24 protein-coding genes and 3 tRNA genes are annotated in these 24,584 nt (G+C 68.7%); 14 read left to right on the forward strand and 13 right to left on the reverse strand.

Annotation, left to right across the window (positions count from 1 at the left end; genetic code table 11):
* The first annotated feature begins 1 nt into the window (after window position 1).
* Window positions 2–1,927 carry a flotillin family protein gene (locus ACIA8G_RS24395; protein ID WP_396420965.1) on the forward strand — a complete coding sequence of 642 codons (1,926 nt, stop codon included), beginning with the start codon at window positions 2–4 and terminating at the stop codon, window positions 1,925–1,927.
* The gene (locus tag ACIA8G_RS24400; RefSeq protein ID WP_396420966.1) at window positions 1,924–6,339 is read left to right on the forward strand and encodes a DNA repair ATPase; all 4,416 of its coding nucleotides are present in this window, start codon (window positions 1,924–1,926) and stop codon (window positions 6,337–6,339) included. The genes ACIA8G_RS24395 and ACIA8G_RS24400 overlap by 4 nt, the downstream gene beginning before the upstream one ends.
* On the opposite strand, the gene ACIA8G_RS24405 is transcribed toward ACIA8G_RS24400, so the two are convergent.
* Together ACIA8G_RS24405 and ACIA8G_RS24410 are read right to left on the reverse strand one after the other, a co-directional pair.
* Window positions 6,336–6,791, reverse strand: a complete 456-nt coding sequence (locus tag ACIA8G_RS24405; RefSeq protein WP_396420967.1) for a hypothetical protein — start codon at window positions 6,789–6,791, stop codon at window positions 6,336–6,338. The genes ACIA8G_RS24400 and ACIA8G_RS24405 overlap by 4 nt on opposite strands.
* A gap of 85 nt (window positions 6,792–6,876) precedes the next feature.
* On the reverse strand, window positions 6,877–7,323 hold the full coding sequence (locus ACIA8G_RS24410; RefSeq protein ID WP_396420968.1) for a PPOX class F420-dependent oxidoreductase: 447 nt from the start codon (window positions 7,321–7,323) through the stop codon (window positions 6,877–6,879).
* Between ACIA8G_RS24410 and ACIA8G_RS24415 the strand changes: the two genes are divergently transcribed.
* Together ACIA8G_RS24415 and ACIA8G_RS24420 are read left to right on the forward strand one after the other, a co-directional pair.
* Window positions 7,322–8,134, forward strand: a complete 813-nt coding sequence (locus tag ACIA8G_RS24415; protein WP_396420969.1) for an oxygenase MpaB family protein — start codon at window positions 7,322–7,324, stop codon at window positions 8,132–8,134. The two genes, ACIA8G_RS24410 and ACIA8G_RS24415, sit on opposite strands and share 2 nt — an antisense overlap.
* An 82-nt stretch (window positions 8,135–8,216) precedes the next feature.
* Window positions 8,217–9,032 (forward strand): glutamate ABC transporter substrate-binding protein, encoded by an 816-nt coding sequence (locus ACIA8G_RS24420; protein WP_396421269.1) that lies wholly within the window; start codon window positions 8,217–8,219, stop codon window positions 9,030–9,032.
* Here the strand turns inward: ACIA8G_RS24420 and ACIA8G_RS24425 are convergent.
* On the reverse strand, window positions 9,029–10,120 hold the full coding sequence (locus ACIA8G_RS24425) for an Ig-like domain-containing protein (RefSeq protein ID WP_396420970.1): 1,092 nt from the start codon (window positions 10,118–10,120) through the stop codon (window positions 9,029–9,031). The two genes, ACIA8G_RS24420 and ACIA8G_RS24425, sit on opposite strands and share 4 nt — an antisense overlap.
* Before the next feature lie 378 nt (window positions 10,121–10,498).
* On the opposite strand from ACIA8G_RS24425, the gene ACIA8G_RS24430 reads away from it, so the two are divergent.
* Window positions 10,499–10,702, forward strand: coding sequence for a cold-shock protein (locus ACIA8G_RS24430; protein WP_030477903.1), 204 nt, complete (start codon window positions 10,499–10,501; stop codon window positions 10,700–10,702).
* An 83-nt stretch (window positions 10,703–10,785) separates the two neighbouring features.
* On the opposite strand, the gene ACIA8G_RS24435 is transcribed toward ACIA8G_RS24430, so the two are convergent.
* The 4 genes from ACIA8G_RS24435 to ACIA8G_RS24450 form a co-directional block, all read right to left on the reverse strand.
* A complete protein-coding gene (locus ACIA8G_RS24435; RefSeq protein WP_109629158.1) occupies window positions 10,786–11,085 on the reverse strand; it encodes a hypothetical protein in 300 nt (99 codons plus the stop codon).
* 358 nt (window positions 11,086–11,443) lie between these two features.
* Window positions 11,444–13,627, reverse strand: coding sequence for a heavy metal translocating P-type ATPase (locus tag ACIA8G_RS24440; RefSeq protein ID WP_396420971.1), 2,184 nt, complete (start codon window positions 13,625–13,627; stop codon window positions 11,444–11,446).
* Window positions 13,627–13,833, reverse strand: a complete 207-nt coding sequence (locus ACIA8G_RS24445; protein WP_396420972.1) for a heavy-metal-associated domain-containing protein — start codon at window positions 13,831–13,833, stop codon at window positions 13,627–13,629. Before ACIA8G_RS24445 ends, ACIA8G_RS24440 begins: the two co-directional genes overlap by 1 nt.
* 54 nt (window positions 13,834–13,887) lie before the next feature.
* On the reverse strand, window positions 13,888–14,193 hold the full coding sequence (locus tag ACIA8G_RS24450; RefSeq protein WP_396420973.1) for a hypothetical protein: 306 nt from the start codon (window positions 14,191–14,193) through the stop codon (window positions 13,888–13,890).
* Between the two features lie 155 nt (window positions 14,194–14,348).
* Here ACIA8G_RS24450 and ACIA8G_RS24455 point away from each other — a divergent pair, with 155 nt between their 5' ends.
* The 5 genes from ACIA8G_RS24455 (at window position 14,349) to ACIA8G_RS24475 (ending at window position 15,776) form a co-directional block, all read left to right on the forward strand.
* The gene (locus ACIA8G_RS24455; protein ID WP_396420974.1) at window positions 14,349–14,594 is read left to right on the forward strand and encodes a hypothetical protein; all 246 of its coding nucleotides are present in this window, start codon (window positions 14,349–14,351) and stop codon (window positions 14,592–14,594) included.
* A 124-nt stretch (window positions 14,595–14,718) separates the two neighbouring features.
* Window positions 14,719–15,357, forward strand: a complete 639-nt coding sequence (locus ACIA8G_RS24460; RefSeq protein WP_396420975.1) for a ScbR family autoregulator-binding transcription factor — start codon at window positions 14,719–14,721, stop codon at window positions 15,355–15,357.
* A 130-nt stretch (window positions 15,358–15,487) separates the two neighbouring features.
* Window positions 15,488–15,560: transfer RNA gene (locus tag ACIA8G_RS24465), tRNA-Glu, on the forward strand.
* A gap of 37 nt (window positions 15,561–15,597) precedes the next feature.
* Window positions 15,598–15,671 (forward strand) — tRNA-Asp (locus ACIA8G_RS24470).
* A 31-nt stretch (window positions 15,672–15,702) separates the two neighbouring features.
* Window positions 15,703–15,776: transfer RNA gene (locus ACIA8G_RS24475), tRNA-Phe, on the forward strand.
* Window positions 15,777–15,822: 46 nt separating this feature from the next.
* On the opposite strand, the gene ACIA8G_RS24480 is transcribed toward ACIA8G_RS24475, so the two are convergent.
* Window positions 15,823–16,527 carry a protein phosphatase 2C domain-containing protein gene (locus ACIA8G_RS24480; RefSeq protein WP_396420976.1) on the reverse strand — a complete coding sequence of 235 codons (705 nt, stop codon included), beginning with the start codon at window positions 16,525–16,527 and terminating at the stop codon, window positions 15,823–15,825.
* Window positions 16,528–16,588: 61 nt separating this feature from the next.
* Between ACIA8G_RS24480 and ACIA8G_RS24485 the strand changes: the two genes are divergently transcribed.
* Entirely contained in the window at window positions 16,589–16,798 is a 210-nt protein-coding gene (locus tag ACIA8G_RS24485) for a helix-turn-helix domain-containing protein (protein WP_396420977.1), read from the forward strand.
* On the forward strand, window positions 16,795–17,322 hold the full coding sequence (locus tag ACIA8G_RS24490; RefSeq protein WP_396420978.1) for a Clp protease N-terminal domain-containing protein: 528 nt from the start codon (window positions 16,795–16,797) through the stop codon (window positions 17,320–17,322). Before ACIA8G_RS24485 ends, ACIA8G_RS24490 begins: the two co-directional genes overlap by 4 nt.
* On the opposite strand, the gene ACIA8G_RS24495 is transcribed toward ACIA8G_RS24490, so the two are convergent.
* The gene (locus tag ACIA8G_RS24495; protein ID WP_396420979.1) at window positions 17,288–17,926 is read right to left on the reverse strand and encodes a YitT family protein; all 639 of its coding nucleotides are present in this window, start codon (window positions 17,924–17,926) and stop codon (window positions 17,288–17,290) included. The genes ACIA8G_RS24490 and ACIA8G_RS24495 overlap by 35 nt on opposite strands.
* 61 nt (window positions 17,927–17,987) lie before the next feature.
* Here ACIA8G_RS24495 and ACIA8G_RS24500 point away from each other — a divergent pair, with 61 nt between their 5' ends.
* On the forward strand, window positions 17,988–19,424 hold the full coding sequence (locus ACIA8G_RS24500; RefSeq protein ID WP_396420980.1) for a PLP-dependent aminotransferase family protein: 1,437 nt from the start codon (window positions 17,988–17,990) through the stop codon (window positions 19,422–19,424).
* Window positions 19,425–19,723: 299 nt separating this feature from the next.
* Here ACIA8G_RS24500 and ACIA8G_RS24505 read toward each other — a convergent pair whose 3' ends face one another.
* Complete coding sequence (locus ACIA8G_RS24505; protein WP_396420981.1) at window positions 19,724–20,524, reverse strand: hypothetical protein; 801 nt, start codon at window positions 20,522–20,524, stop codon at window positions 19,724–19,726.
* A gap of 252 nt (window positions 20,525–20,776) precedes the next feature.
* Here ACIA8G_RS24505 and ACIA8G_RS24510 point away from each other — a divergent pair, with 252 nt between their 5' ends.
* Window positions 20,777–21,616 carry a S8/S53 family peptidase gene (locus ACIA8G_RS24510; protein ID WP_396420982.1) on the forward strand — a complete coding sequence of 280 codons (840 nt, stop codon included), beginning with the start codon at window positions 20,777–20,779 and terminating at the stop codon, window positions 21,614–21,616.
* Here ACIA8G_RS24510 and ACIA8G_RS24515 read toward each other — a convergent pair.
* Genes ACIA8G_RS24515 through ACIA8G_RS24525 form a run of 3 tightly spaced genes read right to left on the reverse strand, consistent with a single transcriptional unit; the run spans window position 21,547 to window position 24,493 of the window.
* On the reverse strand, window positions 21,547–23,601 hold the full coding sequence (locus tag ACIA8G_RS24515; RefSeq protein WP_396420983.1) for a CHAT domain-containing protein: 2,055 nt from the start codon (window positions 23,599–23,601) through the stop codon (window positions 21,547–21,549). The genes ACIA8G_RS24510 and ACIA8G_RS24515 overlap by 70 nt on opposite strands.
* A complete protein-coding gene (locus tag ACIA8G_RS24520) occupies window positions 23,598–23,966 on the reverse strand; it encodes a hypothetical protein (protein ID WP_396420984.1) in 369 nt (122 codons plus the stop codon). Before ACIA8G_RS24520 ends, ACIA8G_RS24515 begins: the two co-directional genes overlap by 4 nt.
* A complete protein-coding gene (locus ACIA8G_RS24525; protein WP_396420985.1) occupies window positions 23,963–24,493 on the reverse strand; it encodes an RNA polymerase sigma factor in 531 nt (176 codons plus the stop codon). Before ACIA8G_RS24525 ends, ACIA8G_RS24520 begins: the two co-directional genes overlap by 4 nt.
* Between the last annotated feature and the right edge of the window lie 91 nt (window positions 24,494–24,584).

Genomic DNA, 24,584 nt, shown 5'->3' on the forward strand with positions numbered 1-24,584 from the left:
CATGGGTGCGATCTCGACAGGGCTGCTGGTGTTGATCGGGGTGAGCGTCGTCGTCGTGCTCGCGGCGATGATCGTGATCAGCAGGCTCTTCAAGAAGTGCGAGCAGGGCAAGGCCCTCATCGTCTCGAAGATGCGCAAGGTCGACGTGACCTTCACCGGCACCGTCGTGCTCCCGGTGCTGCACAAGTGCGAGACGATGGACATCTCGGTGAAGACCATCGAGATTCGAAGAGCCGGCAACGAAGGCCTGATCTGCAAGGACAACATCCGCGCGGACATCCGGATCACGTTCTTCGTGCGCGTCAACAAGACCGTCGAGGACGTCATCAAGGTCGCGCAGGCTATCGGCACCGAGCGCGCGAGCCACGAGGCCACGCTGCAGGAGCTGTTCAACGCCAAGTTCTCCGAGGCCCTCAAGACCGTCGGCAAGCAGCTCGACTTCGTGGACCTCTACACCCACCGCGACGAGTTCCGCGACCGGATCATCCAGGTCATCGGCACCGACCTCAACGGCTACAGCCTCGAGGACGCGGCCATCGACTACCTGGAGCAGACGCCGCTCAAGCAGCTCGACCCGGCGAACATCCTGGACGCGCAGGGCATCCGCAAGATCACCGAGCTGACCGCGATCGAGCACGTCAAGACGAACGAGTTCACCCGCAACGAGGAGAAGGAGATCACGCGCCAGAACGTCAGCGCGCGTGAGGCGATCCTCGAGCTGGAACGGCGTCAGGCCGACGCGGAGATCAAGCAGAAGCGCGAGATCGAGACCGCCCGCGCGCAGCAGGAGGCCGAGACCCAGAAGGTGCAGGCCGAGGAACGCCTCAAGGCGAACACGGCGTTCATCCGCACCGAGGAGCAGCTCGGCATCCAGACCGAGAACAAGGCCCGCGAGATCGCCGTCGCCGAGAAGAACCGCGAGCGCGTGATCGCCGTCGAGACCGAGCGCATCGAGAAGGACCGCCTGCTGGAGGTCATCGCCCGCGAACGCGAGACCTCGCTGCGCATGATCGAGAAGGACAAGGAGCTCGAGCACGAGCGCCGCGCGATCGCCGACCTGATCCGCGAGCGGGTCGCGGTCGAGAAGACCGTGGCCGAGCAGGAGGAGCACATCAAGCGCCTGCGCGCGGTCGAGGAGGCCGAGCGCGAGCGGCAGCAGATCATCATCAGGGCCGAGGCCGAAGCGCAGGAGTCGCTGGTCAAGGACATCAAGGCCGCCGAGGCCGCGGAGCAGTCCGCGCAGCACAAGGCGCGCGAGGAGGTCGTGCTCGCCGAGGCGCGCAACCAGGCCGCCGAGCTGGACACCCGCGCCAAGATCCGCCTCGCGGAGGGCACGCAGGCCGAGGCCGCCGCGAAGGGCCTGGCGGACGCTCAGGTCAAGGAACGCGACGCTGCCGCGTCAGAGAAGCTCGGCCGCGCCGAGGCCGTCGTCGACCGCGAGAAGGCGCTCGCCGACGCCGATGGCATCCGCGAGCGGCTGAAGGGTGAGGCAGAAGGCCTGTCGCACAAGGCGGAAGCCATGGCCGCGCTCGACGACGCGACCCGTGTGCACGAGGAGTACCGCCTGCGGCTCGAAGCCGAGAAGGAGATCCGCCTCAAGGGCATCGACGTGCAGCGGCAGATCGCCGAGGCGCAGGCCATGGTCCTCGCGGCCGGGCTGGAGAAGGCCGACATCGACATCGTCGGTGGCGACACGATGTTCTTCGACAAGATCGCCAGCGCGATCACCGCGGGCAAGCAGGTCGACCAGTTCGTCGGCAACTCGGACGTGGTGCAGGCGTTGGGCCACAAGTGGATGGACGGGACCGAGAACTTCCCGGAGGACCTCACCAAGATCCTCAGCTCGTTCACCACGGGTGACGCGCAGAACCTCGCCGCCGCGATCGCGCTGACCCAGATGGCCAAGAACAACGGCCAGAACGCATGACGCAACTCGACGCGGGCACCTACGAGGTGCTGCGGGCCCGGCTGGCCGAACAGGCCGCCGGGCTCGCCCGGAGCACGGAAGCGCTGAACGCCCAGCGCGTCGAGACGTTCGGCAGCACCGCACTGGAACTCGTTGCCACCGAACGCATCCGTACCGAGAACAACTGCGTGCCGCGCGACATCGTGGCACTCGGCGACGTGATGCTGTTCGGTTACAACGTGTTCATGGGCCTCAAGCCCGAGACCACGGTCAACGACGTCTTCGCCGCGCACGGCAGGGACTTCGGCGCGGTCGAGGCGTCGTTCCTGCAGGACTCGAAGTTCCGCAACGACTTCGCCGAGCTGTACCGGTACTACCGCGAGACCCGGTTGCTGCAGCTGCGGGTAGTCGAGTCACGGCTGCTCGCGGTGTTCCAGACGGGTGCGCGGATCGAGGACATCCGCGTCCTGCGCTGGGACATCGCGGTCGACGGCACGGTCACCTACGTCGACAACCGCGGCGACCGCGACCACGTCTTCCCGCCGTCGCACGACTTCACGTGGGTCGAGACGACCCGCGAGCAGCACGTGCTCGGCCGGCACCCGCACATCGCGATCGAGAACGAGGTCTTCGTCGAGACGGTCGGCGGCACGCTGACCGTCAAGGTGGAGAACAACACCGAGACCGGCGAGGGCGTCTACGAAGAGCCCGTCGACGAACCGTTGCAGAGCCTCGCGGACGCCGAGATCCACTACGCGCGCGTCGGGCCGTTGATCCTCCTGTGGATCCTGCCGTACAAGGAAACCGTGGCGCGGCACCTGGTGTTCAACACGCGCACCAAGGCCGTGGCCAGGCTCGACGGCATCGGTCAGGCCTGCCAGCGGCTGCCGGAGGACCAGGGGATCATCTTCCCCGGCGGCTACTACCTGGTCACCGGTGCGGACAAGACGTTCGACGTCGACACCGACGACCTGGAGTTCGAGCGGGTCATCAGGTCCGCGAACGGCGAGGACGTGCTGTACGTCTTCCACGCCCGCCGCGAGGGTCGCAGCCTGCTGTTGCCCTACAACGTGATCCGCAAGGAAGTCGCGACCCCGCTGGTGTGCCACGGCTACTCGCTCTTCGCCGACGGCACGCTGGTGATCTTCCGGGAGACCGGCGACGAAGCCGTGCGCGTGCACCCGATGCAGGTGTGGCGCACGCCGTTCCTCGCGGACGAGGTGCTGCCGGAGGAAACCGGTCCGCTGGCCCGCATCGGCAACGCCGAGCTGGTCCGCGGCATCTCGGACTGCCTCAGCGTGACCAGGATGGCCGCCGGGATGACGCCGAGCGCGCCGGTGTTCGAGGGTCTGATCGCCCTGTGCACCAGGGTGATCGACAGCGTGCACTGGCTCACCGAACTCGGCCTCAGAGAAGACGTCCTGGCCGTCCGCGCCACGGCAGAGCAGGTGCTGGACGAGTTCGAGGCGGTCCGCACCCTCACCGAGCACGCCGCCGAGCAGCTCACTACCGCCGCCGAGAAGCTCGCCTCGCTGATCAGGCTGGCGCGGTCGGCAGCACCGCGCAGCGCCGACGAGTGGGTCCGGCTGCTGGCCGATCTGCGGTCCGCGCAGGGCCGGCTGATCACCCTCAAAGAGCTGAAGTACGTCGACCTGGAGGAGGTCGACCGGCGGGAGGCGGAACTCGTCGAGGAACTCGGCGCCTCGGCCCGCCGGGCAGTGGCGTTCCTCAGTGGTGAGGGCGCGTTCACGCAGTACCACGAGGAGATCGACCGGATCGCGGCCACGGAGCTCGCGACCGCTGCCGAGGCGAAGCCCCTGCGCGAACGGCTGGCACAGCAGCAGACCGGGCTGGAGGTGCTGACCGAGGTCGTCAGCACCCTCGACGCGGCGGACACGACCACCCGCACGGCGATCCTGGCGAGCATCGGCGAGGTGCTGGCCGCGGTGAACCGCGCTCGAGCCACTGTGGACGGTCGACGGCAGACGCTCGCGAACGCCGAGGGCAGGGCCGAGTTCGCCGCGGAGTTCGCGTTGCTCGGCCAGGCGATCACCGGCGCTCTCGCGGTCGCCGACACGCCGCAACGGTGCGACGACCAGCTCGGCAGGTTGTTGCTGCAGCTCGAGAACCTCGAGTCGCGGTTCGGCGAGTTCGACGACTTCCTGGCCCAGGTCGGCGCCAAGCGCACGGACGTCTACGAGGCGTTCTCCGCACGCAAGCAGACGCTGCTCGACGAACGGGCGCGCAAGGCCGACCGGCTCGTGCAGTCCGCGGAACGCGTGCTCGGCACGATCCGCCGTCGCATCGGGAAGCTCACCTCGACCGACGAGATCAACACGTACTTCGCCGGCGACCCGATGGTCGCGAAGGTCCGCAGCGTGGCCGAAGAGCTGCGCGGGCTGGGCGACGTGCGGGCGGACGAGCTCGACGCGAGTCTGCGCGATGCCCGGCAAGAGGGAGGCCGGGCACTGCGTGACCGCGCCGATCTGTTCGACGGCGCGTCGATCGTGCTCGGTCGTCATCGCTTCCCGGTGACGACCGAGCCGATGAACCTGACCCTCGTACCGCGGGACGGCCGGCTGTTCTACGCGGTGACCGGCACCGACTACCGCAGCGAGATCACGGATCCGGCGTTCGCGACGACCAGGCCGTTCTGGGACCAGCTGCTGGTCTCCGAGACCCAGGACGTGTACCGGTCGGAACACCTCGCCGCGTGGCTGCTCGCCGAGGGTCGCACGGATGTCGCGACCGCCGCCGCGGAACGGTACGACGAGGGCTACGAGAAGGGCGTCCACGACCACGACGCCACCCGGATTCTCCAGGTCCTGCAACGGCTTCACGCCGGTGCCGGCCTGCTGAGGTACCCGCCGGCCACCCGTGCCGAGGCGCAGCTCTTCTGGGCCGCCCAGCCTGAAGAGCAACGCGCGGTGTGGGCGCGCAAGGCCGAGTCGCTGGCCCGTGCGCGCACGATTTTCGGTGGCACGCACGGAATTCCGGAGCTGACCAAGCAGTTCGGCATCGACGATCTGGCCGCCGAGTACCTGTTCGAGGAACTCGCCTGCGAGCCGCGCGGGTTCGTCACGAGCAAGGCCGCCCGCACGGTGATCGACAGGTTCCGCGCGGTGGTGACCGAGGAACTGCACGACCGCGATCTGATCGAGGCCTGGCTGCACGCGTTCCTCGGCGACGAGGACTGCCCGGAGCTGCCCGAGGTCGTCGCGGTGCTGCTGTGCGACCTGCCGCGCTACGACTCCAGCGCGGCGCTGAGCGAGACCGTCACCGGCCTGCTCGGCACGCACCCGCGCGTGCACAACCAGTCGCTGGACCTGCGTCTGGACGAAACCCTCACCAGGCTGCGGAGGTTCCGCGCCGAGCAGGTGCCCGCGTTCCGCGCCTACCAGCGCCGGCGCGACGAGCTGCTGGCGGAGGAACGCAAGCGGCTCAAGCTCGACGAGTACCGGCCCGCGGTGCTGAACACGTTCGTGCGCAACAGGTTGCTGAACGAGGTGTACCTGCCGCTGATCGGCGACAACCTCGCCAAACAGCTCAACGACGGCACCGGCCTGCTGATGCTGATCTCCCCGCCCGGCTACGGCAAGACGACGTTGATGGAGTACGTCGCGAACCGGCTGGGCATGGTGTTCGTCAAGGTCAACGGTCCGGCGCTGGGCAGCGGCGTCACCTCGCTCGACCCGGAGGAGGCACCGAATGCCACCGCACGGCAGGAGGTCGAGCGCATCAACTTCGCGTTCGCCCTGGGCAGCAACGTTCTGCTGCACCTCGACGACATCCAGCACACATCACCTGAGCTGCTGCAGAAGTTCATCTCGCTGTGCGACGCACAACGACGTGTTGACGGCGTGTGGGACGGCGAGGCACGCACGTTCGACCTGCGGGGCAAGCGGTTCGCGGTGTCGATGGCGGGCAACCCGTACACCGAGACCGGCCGCGCGTTCCGGGTTCCCGACATGCTCGCGAACCGCGCGGACGTGTGGAACCTCGGCGACGTGCTGTCCGGTCGCGACGCCCTCTTTGCGTTGAGCTACCTGGAGAACGCGTCCGCCTCGAACCCGACGCTGGGCGGTGTCGACGTGGAACCGCTGGTGCGCTTGGCAAACGGCGAGGCCGTGCAGCACGAGCACGACACCGTCGAGCTCGATCGGATGCTGTCGGTCGTCCGCAAGCTGACGCGGATCCAGGAGGTCGTGCTCAAGGTCAACCAGGCCTACATCGCCTCGGCCGCGGCAGGTGGGCAGTTCCTGTTGCAGGGCAGCTACCGCAACATGAACCGGATGGCGGCCAGGATCGTCCCCGCGATGAACGACGACGAGGTCGAGGCGTTGATCGACGACCACTACCTCGGCGAGGCGCAGCTGCTCGGTGTGCTGGCGGAGGCGAACCTCACGAGGCTGCGGGAGCTGAAAGCCGGCTAGTCGCAGTGGAGGTCGAAACCGTCAGGGCCGCGGACGTCGACCGGCTTCAGGTGGTGCTCCTTCAGGAGGTCGCACAGCAGGTCGTCGTTGAACGGCCACTCAAGGCACCGCTCGAAGTCGTCGAGGTACTCGTAATCACAACGCAGCAGGTCGAGCAGGCCGCGCGGTTGCGACGAAGAGGGTGCGGCAGGGGTGGCCGGCGGCTTCTGCCGGGGTAGCGGCTTGGCGGCCGGAGGCGGCGGCGGTGGAGGCGGGGCCGGCACCACGGGACCGACGGCGGAGACGGTCGTGGTGGCGGTCGCGGTGACGGTTTCGGCGGCCGGGGGCGGCGGGGCGACGAGGCGGATGTCCACCGGTCTGTCCGGTGGACTCGCCAGCAGCGCTGTGAGCAGCGCAACGCCCATGATCGCCACCGCGGCTGTGAAGTAGCCGCGGCGTCTGACACCAGTCATCGCACTTGCTCCCCAGGTTCCGCCTGCCCGGTAGCCGCCGTCCCCGTGGAATCGTTTCGTCCGCTAACGGTGTTACGAACTCGGGTCAACCTGTCTTGTCTGGTCCCGCACCGGTCAGCGAGATGCGCAGAATGACCCGTTGCTCCCGCTTCATCGCGGCCCGGTAGTCGTCCCAGTCGGAGTGCTCACCGGAGATCGTCCGGTAGTACTTCACCAGCAGTTCCATCGCTTCCGGCAACGGCACGACCGTCGCCGTGCCGGTGATCTGAATCCATCGCCCGAAGAAGCTGTCCGGCAGCACGCACAGCCAGACGTTCGGATCGCGCTGGACTTGCTTCGTCTTGTACGCCGTGGCTCGCGTCGAAACGAGCACATCGCCGTTCTCGTCCAAAGCGACGAGCACCGGCGACATGGCCGGCGTGCCGTCCGACTTCAACGCGCAGAACACCGCTCGGTGCTGGCTGCGGAGCACTTCCCGTGCCTGGTCCAGGTCCATGGTCTTCATCATCGCGAGGCGGGACGATGCTCGCATGCCCGATCCCAACTCCGTGAGCTGGCAGATGTACGCAGACCCGATGATGTGGATCGCCGGGATCGCGAGCCTCTTCGTGCAGGCCCTGCACCCGAAGGTCGTCGCGGGCGTCGTGCAGAACTCGAACTTCCAGGCAGATCCGCTCGGCCGGCTCAAGCGGACCGCGGATTTCGTCGGACTCGGCGTCTACGGCACCGACGCGGAGATCGCCGCGGCTGCGGCACGGGTGCGCGCCACGCACCGCACCCTGCGCGGGGTCGTGGACGGCCGGTCGTTCCGCGTCGACGAGCCCGAACTGCTCCTGTGGGTGCATTGCTCGGAGGTCTACTGCTTCGAGACCGTGCTGGACCGCGCCGGTTATGGGTTAACAAACCGGCAGAAGGACCGGTACTACGCAGAGCAACGATTCGCGGCCAGCCTGGTCGGTCTGCACGAGGACGAGGTGCCGGGATCGCGGCGCGAGATGGCGGACTACTTCGAACGGATGCGTCCTGAGCTGCGCCGGACGCCCGATTCCGATGTGATCTACGACTTCCTGCACGGCCCGCCGGTCCAGGGCTGGACCCGGCACGGCCTGCCCGTCTACCGGGTTCTCGTCGGCCACCTGGCCTATTCGGTGCAGCCCGACTGGGCGCTCGACCTGTACGGCCGGCCGCCGTACGCGCGGGCCGATCTGTGGCTGCGAATGATGCGCCGAGCTGCGGTTTCAGTGCCGGGCAAGATCAGATGGATGGCTCCGCCCGGCCACATCCGGCGCGCCATCGCCCGCGACGGCCGACATGTGACACCCAGTAAGGCCCGACTCCCGTAGTTGTCATACATCACAGTTGATCATCGCCGCAGGTCCGTAGCATTGCGCAGGACTCCCAAACACCCCCGGAAGGCCTGTCGTGATCCGTTGTGCTGCGCTCCTCACTGCCGTAGCGGTGCTCGCCACCGCCTGTGGGAGCGGTGACACGAGCACAGTCATCGGACGTGCCGACTCGGGCAAGCTGACGATCGGCATCCGCTACGACCAGCCGGGCCTGAGCCAGAAGCGCCTCGACGGCCGGTACGTCGGCTTCGACGTGGACGTCGCCAGGTACGTGGCGAACGAGCTCGGCGTCGAGGACAGCGGCGTGACCTTCAAAGAGGCCCGCGGCGCGGTGCGCGAGTCGATGCTGGAGACCGGCGAGGTCGACCTCGTCATCGCCACGTACTCGATCACCGACGCCCGCAAGGAGAAGGTTGCCTTCGCCGGCCCGTACTTCGAGACGGGCCAGGGCATGCTGGTCCGCTTCACCGAGTCGTCCATCCAGGGCCCGGAGACGCTGAACGGCCGCAAGCTGTGCTCGGTCAAGGGTTCCACCTCGGCCCAGAAGGTGAAGGCCGACTACGCCCAGGGCGTGGAGCTCAAGGAGTACGGCCAGTACTCCGACTGCGTGATCGCGCTGATGGCGGGCAACGTCGACGCCGTCACCACCGACGAGGTCATCCTGGCCGGCTTCGCCGCCGAGAACCCGGAGCTGCTGAAGCTGGTCGGCAAGCCGTTCTCCAAGGAGCGGTACGGCATCGGTGTGGCCAAGGGCGACGGCAAGAGCCGTGACGCGGTCAACGAGGCCATCGAGAAGATGATTTCGAGCGGTGAGTGGAAGCGGGCGCTGGAACGCAACGTCGGCCCGTCGGGCTACGAGATCCCAGCGCCGCCCCAGATCACGGAGAAGAGCTAGGACGTAGCGGCGGACTTGGCGGTCCAGGCTGCCCAGTCCAGCGTCCAGTCCCAGTAGTCGCGGTCGGCCGGCCCGAGCGGGATGGTCGATCCCACGACCTCGACCGGGTCGCCCATCATCGTCAGATCGAAGAAGATCTTCGCGTTCGGGCCGGACAGGTTCGCGCACCCGTGCGAGACGTTCTCCTTGCCCTGCTTGGCGATCGTCCCGTTGTTCTCGTGCACGAACTCGCCGTTGCCGGAGATCAGCACCGCGTACGTGACCGGGATGTTCTGGTACTTGAAGAAGTCGCTCGACATCGTCCGCTCGGCCCACTTCTGCTGCACCACGTGGATTCCGGACCGCGTCACGGCCTGCGGGATGTGCTCCGTGCCGTACGACGCCGGGAAGTCGTGCAGCAGCACGCCGTCGCGGTAGATCTCGAACCGCTTGGTCTGCGTGTTCGCCTTGGCCACAAGTGCTCGGTCCGCGATCTTGAACTGCGCGTGCACGTCATCGGCGCCGTACGCGCCGCCCCCGAACGGCACGCCGTACACGTCGACGTCGAGGGAGACCTCGGTGTTCGGCTTCCAGTACTCCCGCGGCCGCCAGTGCGCCTCGGTGTCGGTCAGCCACGCCCACGCGCCCTCGGTCGGCACGGAAGTCTTGACCGTCATGGCCTTCTGCACCGACGCCTTGTCCTGCACGGCCGAGCTGAAGGTCACCTTCAACGGCATCGCGATGCCGTACGTCTGGTTGTCGCCGACGTTCAGCTTCGCGCTCGTGAGCCGCTGCGGCTTGAGCGTGCGGAACGAACCGCTGACGGGCACGTCCGCGCCGTCCGCGCCCTTAGCCGAACCGGACCACGTGTAGGCCTTGTCGTAGCCCAGATCCTCGGTGGCGACCCACCTGTCGGCGGTCAGTTCCCCCTTGACCACCGTGCCGTCCGCGCCCGTCAGTGCGACGGCGGTCAGCGAACCTCCAGTCACCCCAACCTGAAACGGTCCCGCCGGGCTGACCCCCTCGCCCGACTCCGGCGTCACGGTGAGTGCCGCCTTCGCCTTCTCCTCCGCGACCCCAGCAGCCGGTGACGACGGTGCGTCAGGCACAGCGCTGCAGGCGGTCAACCCCAGTAGTGCAGCCAGAATCAGTGGCCGAATCACGTGCTCTCCCCAAGATCCCCCGGTCCAATGCTCATGAGGACGCACGGGTCACCTACACGTTGCTTGGGAGAACGCGATCACCCACCCGGACCAGCGGGTTTCCTCCTATTGAGGCACGCAACTGGCCAGTAATGACCTGTAGTGCTATGACGCATCACACGTTAGGCTGATCCGCGCAGGCCGTGGTTTCTGTGTTCGTGCTTCACACGCTCGCGGAACGACACGCGGGCGTGCTGTGCGCTCGAGACGAGCGAGCTGAACGCCCCCGGGACGGCCGGGGTTGCACGGTGCAGCCCCAAGCTTTCCTGCGATGGAGGCAGGTACATGGCACAGGGCACTGTCAAGTGGTTCAACTCCGAAAAGGGCTTTGGCTTCATCGCCCAGGACAACGGCGGCGCAGACGTCTTCGTCCACTACTCGGAGATCCAGGGTCAGGGCTTCCGCACCCTGGAGGAGAACCAGCGCGTGGAGTTCGAGGTCGGACAGGGCACCAAGGGCCCTCAGGCGCAGAACGTCCGCGCGGTCTGATCCGCCGCTCATGAGTTGAGTCGTACGTGAGAAGGACCCTCAGCCGGGCTCGGCTGAGGGTCCTTTTTCGTCTGCGTGGAGGACTAGTGGCCGCGCTGGCGGGCTTCCCACTCCAGTCGCTGCATGACCCACTCGGTGGCGAGCGCCTGCGGGGAGGTCTGGCGCTCCGCGGCCAGCTCCTTGAGCTGCTCGTTGGCCATCAGCTGCAGCCGCAGCTGGTACACCTGCGCGTTGCCGAAGCCCGAGGCTGTGGTCTCGTTGTCCGAGTCCGGGGCCAGTGCGGCCAGGTAAGAGGTCAGCTCCTCGTCGGGCAACGTCTCCTGCGGTTCGTCCGCTGGGCGGTGACGGCCTGACTTGGAACGTCCGAGGGATCCGATAGGCACCGGGCAACGATAACGGTTCGGCTACGGAACCCCAACACCTGTGACCTGAGTCACTCCATGGAGTGGGTGAGCCCACTCCCAGTTGACCTGCCGCAGACGCCTTGCGGTACAACGCCGGGGGTCCGGGGGCGGAGCCGCCCGGCTGGGGTCTGGGGGCTTGGCCCCCAGAAGACACCCGCAGCCCGCGGGCGGCGAGGCGCAAGCCGAGCAGCCTGGGTCAAGAGCTGCGGAGGCCCCCGCGCCAGGGGGAGGAACGCGGGGGCCGGAGGGGATCTCCACAGGCGCTGACCGGGGGTGTGTCAGCAATCGGATTGTTGCACGCGCACAAGGCAGTTGGGGAGTGTTCCCACCGAGATTCTTACGTTGCCGATGGACGGAATCCCCGTAGTCGCAAGCTGTTGGTAACAACGAACACGCTGCTGAAGGCCATTGCGGCCCCCGCGATCATGGGGTTCAGCAGGCCGAGCGCCGCGAGTGGAAGTCCAGCGACGTTGTAGGCGAACGCCCAGAAAAGATTCCCCTTGATCGTGCCCAATGTCTTGCGGGACAACCGAATGGCGTCCGCCACGACCCGCAGGTCGCCGCGCACGAGGGTCAGGTCGCTCGCCTCGATCGCGACATCGGTGCCGGTTCCCATGGCCAGCCCCAGATCCGCGGCCGCGAGGGCGGGCGCGTCGTTCACGCCGTCACCGACCATCGCCACAACTCGGCCCTGTACCTGAAGATTCCGCACCGCGTCGACTTTCCCGGCCGGCAGGACGTCGGCGATGACCTCGTCGATGCCGACCTCGGCCGCGACCTCGGCGGCCACGGACGCGTTGTCGCCGGTCAGCAGCACCGGGCGCAGCCCGAGTTCTTTCAACTCGCGAATCGCTTGTGCGGACGTGGGTTTCACGACGTCCGACACCACGACGATTCCGACAACCTTGTCATCAAAGGAAACCGCGACGACGGTGCGGGCTGTCTGTGCAACCAGGGCCTCAGTCAGTTCGGCCGGCAGCGAGACGTTCCGCAACCGCCCGACAACAACGCGTCGACCCTCGACGGTGCCGCTGACGCCGACGCCGTCCGTCGAAACGAAGTCCGACACCGGCAGAACGTCGGGAACCTCGCGCACGATCGCCGCGCCGATCGGATGTTCGGACGCGTTCTCGACCGCCGCCGCGTACCGCAGCACCTCGTCGCGCGGCACGCCGTCCGCGGGGATCACGTCGACCAGCGTCAACCGGCCTGTGGTCACGGTCCCGGTCTTGTCCAGCACCACGGTGTCCACGCGCCGCGTCGACTCCAGCACCTCGGGACCCTTCACCAGGATGCCGAGCTGGGCGCCGCGCCCGGTGCCGACGAGCAACGCCGTCGGCGTCGCCAGGCCCAGTGCGCATGGACACGCGATCACGAGCACCGCCACGGCGGTCGTCACCGCGAACTCCAGCGGCCGGCCGGCGAGCAGCCACGCGCCGAGCGCCGCCAGGGCGATCAGCAGGACGACGGGCACGAACACCGCCGACACCCGATCGGCCAGGCGCTGCACCTCTGCCTTGCCGGCCTGGGCCTGCTCGACGAGCTTCGCCATCCTGGCGAGCTGCGTGTCCGCGCCGACCGAAAGCGCCTCGATCACGAGCCGACCGCCCGCGTTGACCGTGCCGCCGACCACCGAATCGCCGGTGCCGACCTCGACCGGCACCGATTCACCGGTGACCATCGAGCGGTCCACAGCCGAGTTGCCCTCGACCACTAGGCCGTCAGTGGCGATCCGCTCACCCGGACGGACCAGGAACCGTTCGCCGACCCGGAGCTGACCGACCGGAATCCTGGTCTCCAAGCCGTCACGCAGCACCGCGACGTCCTTGGCGCCGAGCGTGAGCAACGCCCGCACCGCCGCGCCCGCGCTGCGCTTGGACCTGGCCTCGAGCCAGCGTCCGAGCAGCAGGAACACGGTCACGCCGACCGCGACCTCGAGGTAGATGTCACCCGAGGTGGTCGGCCGCGGCAGCAGGCTGAACTCGTGCCGCATGCCGATCATCCCGGCCTCGCCGAACACCAACGCGTAGAGCGACCACAGGTACGAGACCGTGACGCCCATCGAGACGAGGGTGTCCATCGTGCTGGCGCCGTGCCGCGCGTTGACCAGGGCCGCGCGGTGGAACGGCCAGCCGCACACCCAGACGACCACGCTCGCCAGCGCCAGCGACACCCACTGCCAGGTGGGGAACTGCAGTGCCGGGACCATCGAGAACGCGATCACCGGCACACCGAGCAGCGCGGCCAGGCTGAACCTGGTCTCCAGCTCACCGGCCTCGTCGTCACCGGACGCCTCCGGGCGGGGCTCCTCGGCGTCGTAGCCCGCCGCACGCACGGTCGACACCAGGTCGTCCACGCGCATGTCGTCCGGGAACTGGACGCTGGCCTTCTCGGTCGCGTAGTTCACGGTGGCGGAGACGCCGTCGAGCTTGTTCAGCTTGCGTTCGATGCGCCGCGCACAGGAGGCGCAGGTCATGCCGCTGATGCTGAGCTCGACGTGACGAGGCTCGGTCGTGGTCATCAGGCGACCTGGTACCCGGCCTCGGTGACGGCGGCGACGACCTCGGCGCGGTCGAGCTCGCGATCGCTGGTCACGGTCACCGCGCCGGTGTCCAGGACGACGTCGACGCCGGTGACCCCGGAGACCTCGGACAGCTCTTCGGTGACCGAGCTGACGCAGTGGCCGCAGGTCATGCCGGTGACGGTGTAGGTCGCAGTGACGGACATCGGGGTCCCTTCCTCGGTACGGGCCACCGATCATACCCCCCTGGGGTAAGAGGTCTACTGAGGACCTTCCTGTTTCGGCTGGTCCAGGTTCTGGATGTCCTGCTCGATCTTCTCGACCAGTGAGTCGAGTCCCTCGAGCATCTTGTCCAGCTCGGCCATCCGGGCGCCGAACGCGGACTCGATGTCGACCTCGATGGCGTCCAGGTTGATGCCGCTGATCGCCTTCAGGATCTCCTGCGGGTCCACGGGCGGAGGCACCGATTCCTGGTCCGCGCCCTGGTCCGGCTGCTGCGCGTCCGGTATCTGGGCGGCGTTTTGCTGCTCTGGTTCGGGGGAAGGCTCCGGCGTGGGGTCGGTCATCGGTCCATCTTCCCTTGGCCACTTCCCCACGGGACAGGCACCACACCAGTACAGAAAGTAACGCTGGGTGTCGGTGGAATCACTCTGCGGGGGGCTGCGGCCGTTGTCCCAGGTCGCTTAGCCTCGCGCCAACCTCAAGTCGGGGAGGGTGCTACATGAGCGGGTCACTGGAAGTGCGGAAGTTCCTGTTCACACAGGACGACAGCGTGTCGCGACAGGGCGGGCCGAACGTGCCGGCCCAGCGCAGCGGAGAACCCTCGCGGATCTCCGACGAACAGGTCCACCGGGCGAGGCTGGCCGTCGCCCGCAGTGCCCTCGGCACCGAGGACTGCCGGATGCTGCTCGACATGCTGGGCCTGTCGCCAGGCGAGGACGGCGGGGCGCCACCTGCTCAACGGTGACGTGATGCGAAAGCGGAAGCGGCCCTGACCGAGACGCGCACCCCCCGGAAGCGCGTCTCAAGACAGGGCCGCATCCCGAAACATACCCACGGGTCTCTTTAGCGGCAACGGCTAACCTTTACCCATGCCCCAGCAGGACCGGGCGTATGCGACACGTGAGGCGATACTCCAGGCCGCGGCGGAGGAGTTCGACCGGCTCGGTTACGACCGCACGTCGCTGACCGCCGTGCTCGCGCGCACCGGGCTCACCAAGGGTGCGTTCTACTTCCACTTCGCGTCGAAGGACGCTGTCGCCCGCGCGTTGATCGACCACCAGAACGATCAGTGGACCGATCTCCGGGAACGGTGGCGGGCCCGCGGCCTCGATCCGCTGAGCACGCTCTGGGGCCTGTTCGCCGAGTCGGCCGACCGGATGGCTGCGGACGTCGTGCTGCGCGCCGGCGTGCGGCTCAACGCCGAACGCGAGGTCGGTTATCCCGGCGTGCCGAACACGCACGTCCTGTGGGAGAAGCTGATCACGTCCTACGTGGCCGAGGCCGGCGAGTGCGGGCAACTGCGCGAGGGCGTCGATCCCGAGGCGGTCGCGCGGACGTTGTGCGGGGCGGCGCTCGGTGCCCGGCTGATCTCCTCGGCGACCACCGCGTGCGCCGACTTCCCCGCCCGGATCCGCGAGGTGCTCGGGTTCGTGATGCCCTCGATCGCGCCAGATGGCTGGAAGTTGTCTGGATCACAAAACGCGGGTGACGGGCCGATCAGGCCGTGAACAGGCATTTGATGTTCCCGGTGCCCTGGCGCCGCAGGTGGTTTGGGCAGGTCAAGGCATAAGTGGGACCCCCGTTTTGGAGGTGCGCGCACCCATGCCATATGCTTACGATGCTTCCAGAGACCAGCTAGTCCCCATCATCTAGCGGCCTAGGATCCCGCCCTTTCAAGGCGGTCGCGCGGGTTCGAATCCCGTTGGGGGCACGCAGTAAAGTACGGTACGGTAAGACTGCAAGAGCAAGGCCCAGTGGCGCAGTTGGTTAGCGCGTCGCCCTGTCACGGCGAAGGTCGCGGGTTCGAGTCCCGTCTGGGTCGCTTTTCCTGTGGTTTGACAGCCACGGTTCATGGCCAGGTAGCTCAGTTGGTACGAGCGACCGCCTGAAAAGCGGTAGGTCGGCGGTTCGACCCCGCCCCTGGCCATCCTTCTTCGAAAGAAGCCCCGCAGCATTCTGCGGGGCTTCTTTCGTTATGCCGTGATGCGGGCGATCGCCTGGTCGTCGTGCGTTTTGTAGCGGGGCCAACGCTTGTGCTCCGAATCTCCCCGCTCGGCTTCCCGGATTCGGTCGAGGACTTCGCCCAGTGGCAATTCGGCGAGGTCCTCCCACGAGAAGAGCCCGTACTCGGACACTCCACATGAGACACCGTCGGTGGCGACGATCAGCTTCGTGATCTCCGCGCGCGGCCAGGTCGCGGTCAACGCCTGGTGCGCGGCAACGGGTTCGGCCTCGGCGACCCAGTAGCCGCCCTGCTTGTTCTTCCACGCCAGGATGTCCGGGTCCGGTCGCCGATCTTCGAGCCGGGTGTCCTCGAGCACGTGCGTCGTCTGTCCGAACGCGACGATCGGGGTGTCGCACAGCACCAGCGCGTCGATCGTCTCGCTGGTCCACCGCACGATCGCCGCGGTGGCGGACGGGGAGTCGCCGGGCACGAGGTCGTGTTCTGCCACGAGATTCGCGATCGCCGTGGCCAGCAGGTCCGTCAGCGGGTCGGTGTCGTTGATCAGTCTGGCCAGCTCGTCGGCGAGTTTCGTGGCGTACCAACCGCCGTTGCGATCCGGCGGCCTGGTGCGGGAGGTGACGCCGTCCAGCACCACGACGGCGTTCGGCAGCACCCTGATCCGGTCCTCGGTGATTCGGCCTGGAGCCCCCTGCTCAGCAGTCTCGATCTTCACGGCTCCACGGTACGTGTCAACGTTGGTTGACGGATCGACGTTGTCAACGTACGTTGACATCATGACTGAAGCGACGGATCTCGCCACAGCGGCTGGGGACCGCGACCCGAAGGTCGGGTTGCGGGCCGTCAGCGCGTTGCGGCGATTGCTGGAACATCTGGAGGCCGCCCAGGTCCGCAGCGCGCGGGCGCAGGGCTGGTCGTGGCAGGACATCGCGGATGAACTCGGGGTGTCCCGCCAGGCGGCACACAAGAAGCACGGGGGGCGATGATGATCGGCGAGCGGTTCACCAAGGAAGCCCGCGAGGCGGTCAAGGCCGCGGTGCGGGACGCGGAACGGATGCACGCGGCCGAGGTGGGTGTGGAGCACCTGCTGCTGGCGCTGCTCGACTCACCGGCGCTGGCCGGGTTCGACCTGCCGCGGGACGAGCTCGAGACGACGTTCCGGGACTACCGGCGCCGGGGCGGGCTGACGAAGGCCGACCAGGAAGCGTTGCGGGGCTTGGGGATCGACCTCGACCACGTGATCGACTCGGTCGAGCAGTCGCTCGGCAAGGGCGTACTGCGGCCAGGGCCGCGCCGGCGGTGGTTCGGGATGCCGCTGGAGGCCGCGTTCAAGAAGGCGCTGGAGAACAGCCTGCGCGAGGCCCGCGACCTCGGCCACAACTACCTCGGCAACGAGCACATCGTGCTGGCTCTGTTGCAGGGCAAGGGAATCGTGGCCGAGGTGCTGACCGAGCGCGGTGTCACCTACGAGGAGATCAGGAAACGGGCTGCGAGCGCTCGCGCCAGGTGAGGCCGGGCAGGAACAGCTGGGAGAGCGGGCCGATGCCGAGCGCGTAGAGGATCGTGCCGATGCCCACCGTGCCGCCGAGCAGCCAGCCGGCGGCCAGCACGAGCAGTTCGACGACGGTGCGGGTGACGCGCAGGGAGATGCCCGTGCGACGGCAGAACCCGGTGACCATGCCGTCGCGCGGGCCCGGCCCGAGGCGGGACCCGACGTACGCGGCGAACGCGATCGCGTTCAGCACGATGCCCAGCGCGAGAAGCACGATGCGCGGCAGGAGTTCCTGCGGCGCGGGGATGATCGCGAGGGTCACGTCGACGCTCACCGCGATGAGCACCACGTTGGCGATGGTGCCGACGCCGGGCTTCTGCTTCAGCGGGATCCACGCGAGCAGCACCAGCACGCCGGTGATCGCGGTGATCAGGCCGAAGCTCAGCCCGGTGCGTCTGGCCAGGCCCTCGTGGAGCACGTCCCACGGATCGAGGCCGAGGGTCGCGCGGATCTGCATGGCCATGCTCGCGCCGTAGAGCCACAGACCTGCGAAGAGCTGGGAGAGGCGACGGACGGGGGCGATCCTCACGGGGACCTGGTGGAGTGCGGTCAAGGTGGCCATGTGGCCATCCTGAGGTGCGATTGGCCTGGTAATCCATAGCCAATTCGCGATAATTGGCCTCATGCTCCCACCTGGCGGACGTATCTCCGGTGCCCGGCTCGCGCGGCAGCTCGGGTCGTGGCGCAAGCGCGGCGCTCGGCAGGGGTCGGCCGACCTCGCCGCGGCGCTGAAGCTGCTGGTCGCGGACGGCCGGCTGCCGGTCGGGACCAGGCTGCCGTCCGAGCGCGAGCTCACCGAGGCGCTGCCGGTGAGCCGCACGACCATCACGGCCGCGCTCGACCAGCTGCGGGACGAGGGGGTGGTGGCGTCGCGGCGCGGGGCCGGGTCGTGGATCAACGGACCGGTCGGTGCCGGCGGTGGCATCACCGGCACCGACGACACGTTGATCGACCTGTCCCGCGCCGCGCCTCCCGCGTTGCCGTCGTTGCGACTGGCGATGGAGGTCGCGATGAGCCGAATGCCGGAGCACCTGATGTCGCACGGGTACGACGAGCGGGGATTGCCGGTGCTGCGGCAGCGGATCGCGGACCGGTACACCGCACGCGGCCTGCCGACCTCTGCCGACCAGATCGTGGTGACCTCCGGCGCGCAGCACGCGTGGGCGCTGGTGCTGCGGCTCTTCGTCGGACCGGGCGATCGCGTGCTGGTGGAGCAGCCGAGCTACCCCAACGCGCTGGAGGCGGTGCGGGCGTCGTTCGGCATCCCGGTCCCGGTGCCGATGCTGGCGGAGGGCTGGGACGTGGACGGGTTCGACGCGGCGCTGCGGCAGGCAGGCCCCCGTTTGGCCTATCTGATCCCGGATTTCCAGAACCCGACCGGGCTGCGACTGTCCTCCGAAGGGCGGGAAACGCTTTCCGCCGTGCTGCGCAAGGCGCGGACGCCGATGGTGGTGGACGAGACCCTGGTGGAACTCGCGCTGGACGACGCACCCGCGCCGTTGCCGATGGCCGCGTTCGGCGGGGACTCGGTGGTGACACTGGGATCCGCGAGCAAGTCGCACTGGGGTGGACTGCGGATCGGGTGGATCAGGGCGTCCGCGGACACCGTGCACCGGCTGCTGTCGACGCGGGCGGCGATCGACCTGGGCACACCGGTGTTCGAGCAGCTGGTGCTCGCCACGTTGCTCGAGGAGCCGGAAACCGTTCTGCGGCAACGACGTGCGGAAGCCCTGCGGCAACGGGACGTGGCGGTCGCGGCGTTGCGCACCCATTGTCCACAGTGGAGCTTCGAGGTGCCTGTCGGTGGGCTGGGGGTGTGGTGCGCACTCGATGCGCCCGTGAGCACCCGAATCGCCGTGGTGGCGCAGAACCACGGACTGCGGCTCGTCCCCGGCCCGCGGTTCGCGGTGCACGGGGGGTGCGAGCAGATGCTCCGAGTGCCGTACACGCAGTCACCCGAAGTGCTGCGCGACGCCATCCGCCGTTTGGGTGTGGTGGCTGCATCTGTTGCCGGAACAGGGTTTCCGGCGGATGCCGACCTCTCGATGCCGGTGGCGTGAGACACGTCGGCCCGGCCTCCCACAGCGGTGGAGACCGGGCCGACGAACTTGCCACCGGGTTGACCTGCCGCGGGGGACGTCCCAGGGATTGGCGTCCCCCGCAGGCAGGTTTTCCCGTGCGGTCCGAGAACTGCGGGGGCAGCGCGGCACTCGGACCAGACCCGACCTGCCAGGGCGCGGTTGGCAGGTCAGGAAGACTGGGTTCGTTGCGTACAACGGGAAATGTGAGGCGGAGTTACTGCGCGCGACGGAGAAGAGAGGTCACAAATCGCGCAGAGGGCAGAGATGTCCCGTCTGACTCAGTCGGGTGACGTGCTGGGCAGGCCTGGAAGGCTGCCGGGCGAGCGTCCGTCGCTGCGTTCCTCCACCGACCACGTGGACGGCGGGAACAGCGCGTTGTGCGACGTCAGAACGGCGAGCACGCCGCGCGTGCCGCCGGAGTTGTCGGTGTGACCGGACGACGCGGAGGCCGTCGCGACGACCGGTGCCTGCTGCGGAGCGGGCAGCGGCGCGTCCTGGCCGGGTGCGGTCCAGTTGTAGTCATTTGCCGGAGCCGGCTCGGTCTTGGCGATGTTCAGGACCGGCAGCGGCTGCGGTGCGGCCTTCTTGACGGCGACGACGACGGGCGGCGCGGGCGGCGGAGGAGCCGGCAGTTCGGCGGCGGCCTTCGCGGCCTTCTTGGCGGCGCGAATCTCCGCCTTCGCCTGGATCACCTCGGGCGGGGCCTCGTTCGACACCGTGCCGGAACGCGTGTTGCTGTGCGAGCCGCCGCTGAAGTCGACGACCGGACCCTCGTCCTGCTCGGCCGGCTCTTCGGGGTCCGGTTCCCGCGGCTGCGTGAGGACCGGCGGCTTGTGGTGCCTGGCCGGCTGGTGCCGGTCGATCAGGGACGCGGTCAGCGACTGGGTCCACGCCACGGGATCGTCGAGCAGCTGGGGAGCCTCTTCGAGGAGGTTCGGCGTCTCGATCGCGATCTCGACCGGCGGCGGTTCCTCGGGGCTCGCGGACGCGGACGTCCCGCTCAGCAACCAGGCGGCGGCGGTGAGCCCGCCGAGCGCGGCAGCCCGTAGCAGCAGTGCACCAGCTCCACCACCAGCCACAGGATCACCACCCGTCCACCGTTCAGGTCACCGCCAACGCACAGTGCCGCCGGAGGTCGACGTTGAGCTATGTCTAGCACTGGTGAGTGACTTTGCGAACCGACTCGCCACAAAACACTCGGAAGGGCGTTCCCGTGCGGCTGACCGGGTTGCCCTGATCAGGCATGAACACCCTCAGTGTCGTCATCGGATCGAGTGATGTTGTGCCTCGCTCCCCTGTGGACCGTGTCGCGGCGGGGGATGGTGTCCGATGTGGACGCACTGAAGCAGGTCAACAGCCTCTCTGAGCTGGTCGATCACGCGCGTGCCGCCCTCGGCCCGGTGCACGTGCACGATCCAGAAGGCCCAAACGAATGCTTGGTCCGTTCGGGCGAACTGGTCGTCCTCCCGGCGGACGCACCCACTGTGCGCAAGCGCTTGCGAGGGGTCTACTCCCACGAGGAGATCACCGCGGGAGTCATTCGCATGTACACGAAGGCCCCTGACCGCCTGCGCACCGTCGAGATCGCCGCAGCGGTCGGCGCCACCCCGAACCACGTCCACCTCGCCTGCCCGATCATGATCGGCACCTCCCGCCCGGTGGTCGGCGAACGCCTCCCCGAACTCCGCGGCGAAGGCACCGTCGCCCTGCTGGACACCTCGCTGGACGCCCCGCACGGTGCCCTGGTCGCAGGCGTCCTGCGCCACCACGGAGCCTTCGTCCGGCCGTTCCCCGTGCTGGGCCCCACGGGTTTCGGCGACGACCTGACCCTGGCCGCCGCCCTGCGCGCCACCCGCGACCTTCCGGTGGTGCTCGTGGCTTCAGGCACCTATTCGTTCAACGACGAATGTCCGCCGGTGCTGGCTGCCTGCGGCCGCAACGTGGTGGCCGCGGCGGGCAACGGCGGCACCACCCGCCCGTGGTGGCCTGCCGCTCTGCCCGCGGTGATCGCTGTGGGTGCGGCGGCCCCGTTCTCCGGGCACGGGCCGTGGGTCGACGTGGTCGCCGGTGGAGTCGACGTGCCGGCCACCGTGGGCTCCGGTCAGGCGTTGTGCACCGGAACCTCGTTCGCGGCCGCCCTGCACGCGGCGACCCTGGTCCCGGTGCCGTAACAGCTGAATCCCAGGTGGGCCACGGCTTTCGCGGCCTGGGCGGGATGGCCGACGAGCCGGTGCACCTCGGCCATGGCGGCGCTGACCCGCGCGTCCGGCACCGGGAGGACGCTCGCGATCACCGCCCGCGTTCCCGCGTCGAGGAACGCCCGGGCCAGGCCCGACTCGCACGCGGACAGGACGACGATCTCGGGCGGGAGCTCGAGGCGGGCGATGTCGTAGCCGTAGAGCGGGCCGTCGCCCAGTTCCAGGTACGAGAACAGCGGGTTGTCCGGGTGGACGTGCCCGTGCGCCGCGATGTGCGCGATCCCGGCACCTTCGAAGGCGGCGAGCGCTCCCTCCACAGTGGATCCGACGATTCTTCCGCCGTGTTCGCGTTGCAGTGCAGGCACTTCCGTGTGGGTGAGTGTCGGTCCGCTGATCCACACCCGCTCTGCTGCGCCGCCCGGCGGGTGCCAGCAACTCAGTCGTGGCAGGACGTGCACCTTGGGCCTGAAGGCTGCCCACGGCATGTCGTGCAGCACGCCATCCGGAACGACGATGACCTCGTCGGCCTCGGGCAGGAGATCGGTCGCGACGGCGCGGCCGGCTCGCAACGCGAGTCTGGCGGTGCGGACGAGCTCGGCCGGTTCCGGGATCGCACGCAGGCGGGCTCGCCCGTCGACCACCGTCACCGCCCGCATGTGTCCTTTGTGGAACACGAAACTCACCAACGGGAGGTCAGGGACCGCAACGGTTTCCTTGGTCTCCCGAGGGCGCGTGGCAAGTGCGAGCCGTCGAACGTCCCGCTCCAGCGCCTCGACTGGACCGCCGAGCGCGCGCGTCCGGCGCAGCGCGGTCAGTGTTCGGGCGAGCTCGGCGTTCGGTGGTGGCAGCGGTGAAGGCGGGATCGCCCGATGCTGTTCAGCCCAGTGCAGCACCTCACGCGCCGTGCGGGCGAGTCCGAGCGCGTGTCCGGTCAGCTCGCGCCGCGGCCAGTCGCCCGTGAGCATCGCGCGGTGTTCGTCCAGCAACCTGAGTCCCGCGCGGCAGGCGGCCAGCGCACCACGCCGGTCGGATCGCCGGGCCTGAGCGAGCCAGCCGAGCGCCCGCGTCTGCACCGGGCCACGAAACCGATGTGCCGCAACAGCATCGAGTTCGCCGGCGGCCAGCATGAACTCGACGTCCGTGCGCTTGCTCCGCAGTGCCGGCGCAGGATCGCCATCGCGCAACGCACACCGAGCGCTCAGGACGGCCAGCTCCGGCACGTGCCGGTTGCACCGCCGCAGCAGTTCGAGTGCCGGCGTCAGGAGTCGCCGCGCCTCGGTGGTCAGCCCGGCGGCGAGCAACGCCTCCGCCCGGTCGACGAGCGCTTCCGGCCGGCTCGTCGAGTCGAGGCCCGCCTTCGCCGCGTCCTCGTACCGGCGGAGGGCGAGCGGCAGATCGCCGGTGAGCATCGCGACGAATCCCCTGTTGTGCAAGCACATCGCCGCACGTCCGGGTTCACCGATCGCCTGCAGCACCGTCTGCGCCGCGGCGAAGTCGGCTTCGGCCTCGGTCAGTTTCGTCGCGCTGCACCGGGCGATACCGCGCCCGACCAGCGCGTTGGCGAGCCACCGCTCGTCGCCGTACCTCCGCAACTCCCTGATCACCGAGGTGAGTTCCGCGATCGCCAGCCTGGGCTCGGCCGACCCGCACAGGTGGAGCCCGCGCAGGCACCTCGCTCTCGCCAGCTCCCGGCCGCGCAGGTGTGGGGTGGCGAGGTCCAGGTGACGCAGGCTCTGGCCGCGGCGCCCCCGGTCGAGGTCGATCCACGCCAGCGTGAGGTGGAACCGGGCCTCGCCGCACAGCCGCAACCCGCGCCGGGCGAACCTCGCGGCGACGTCGAGGTGCCCGAGTTCGACGTGGGCGATGCTGAGGTCGTGCAGGGCATCGGCCCGTTCGGCGCGAGTGCCCCGGACCTCGGTCGTCGCGATGGTGGCCTGCGGGTCGGCGCTGGCGCTCATGCGACGAACCACCCCGTCGTCAGGCCGAGCGCGGGCACGGTGACGCAGAGCGGGCCCGGCGTGACGTCGGCGCGGAACCAGCCTTCGGCGTCCGGCAGCAGCTCCTGACCAGAGCCGGGCGAGCGGACCTCGACCGCGACCCGGTCGTCCAGGACGCCGGTCAGGCGGAGTCCCGCCGGCGCGGGGTCCAGCTGGAGGTACAGGCGGCCGGCGCCGACGTGGAACACGAGTTGGCGGGACGGGCCGCGGACCGGTTCGTGGACGGCCTCCATCGGTGCGAACCCGGTCGGCCGCGGAGCCAGGACGGGCGGTGGCACGTCCGCGTCGAACAGCGCGGCGATCTCGTCGAGCAGCGAGTCCCTCATCGCAGGTCCTCCAGCTTCCGGCGCAGCGCCGTCAGGCACCGGCTGCGGGTCGAACCCACGGACGCCGTCTTCATCCCCAGGGCATCGGCGATCTGTGCATAACTCAGTTCAGGGCTGTGGGCAGCGATGCGGAGCAGTCGCTGGCAGCGTTCCGTCAGCTGGGCGAGGCCGGACCACAGCCGCCGCTCGCGTTCGGTGGCCAGCACCACCTCGTCAGGCGTGGGCAGCGTCGACTCCGGTTCCCAGAGGTCGACCGGCACCTCACGGCCACGCGCACGGACAACCCTGATGCTGTGATGCGTGGCGGTACGGACCAGCCATGCCGCCAACGATTCGGGTTGGCGAATGCGAGTCAGGTGTTCGGCCAGGCAGAGCCAAGTGCACTGGTAGACGTCGGCGGCGTCGGTGTGGCTCAGCCGGAACGATCTGGGCACCGACCAGACCAGGCGGGAGTAGCGATCGACCAGGACGTCCCAGCCGGAGAGGCCGGAACGCCAGGCGAGAAGCACCTCAGTGTTCGAGTCCATGCCATTTGGAGTCGAACTCCGGAGTCAAGGCTCCACACGTCACTCGAAAGTGGGTTGTCCACAGTTGTGGAGGAACTCATCCACACCTGTG

The organism is Lentzea sp. NPDC051213 (assembly GCF_044455585.1).
In the GTDB taxonomy this organism is placed as follows: domain Bacteria; phylum Actinomycetota; class Actinomycetes; order Mycobacteriales; family Pseudonocardiaceae; genus Lentzea.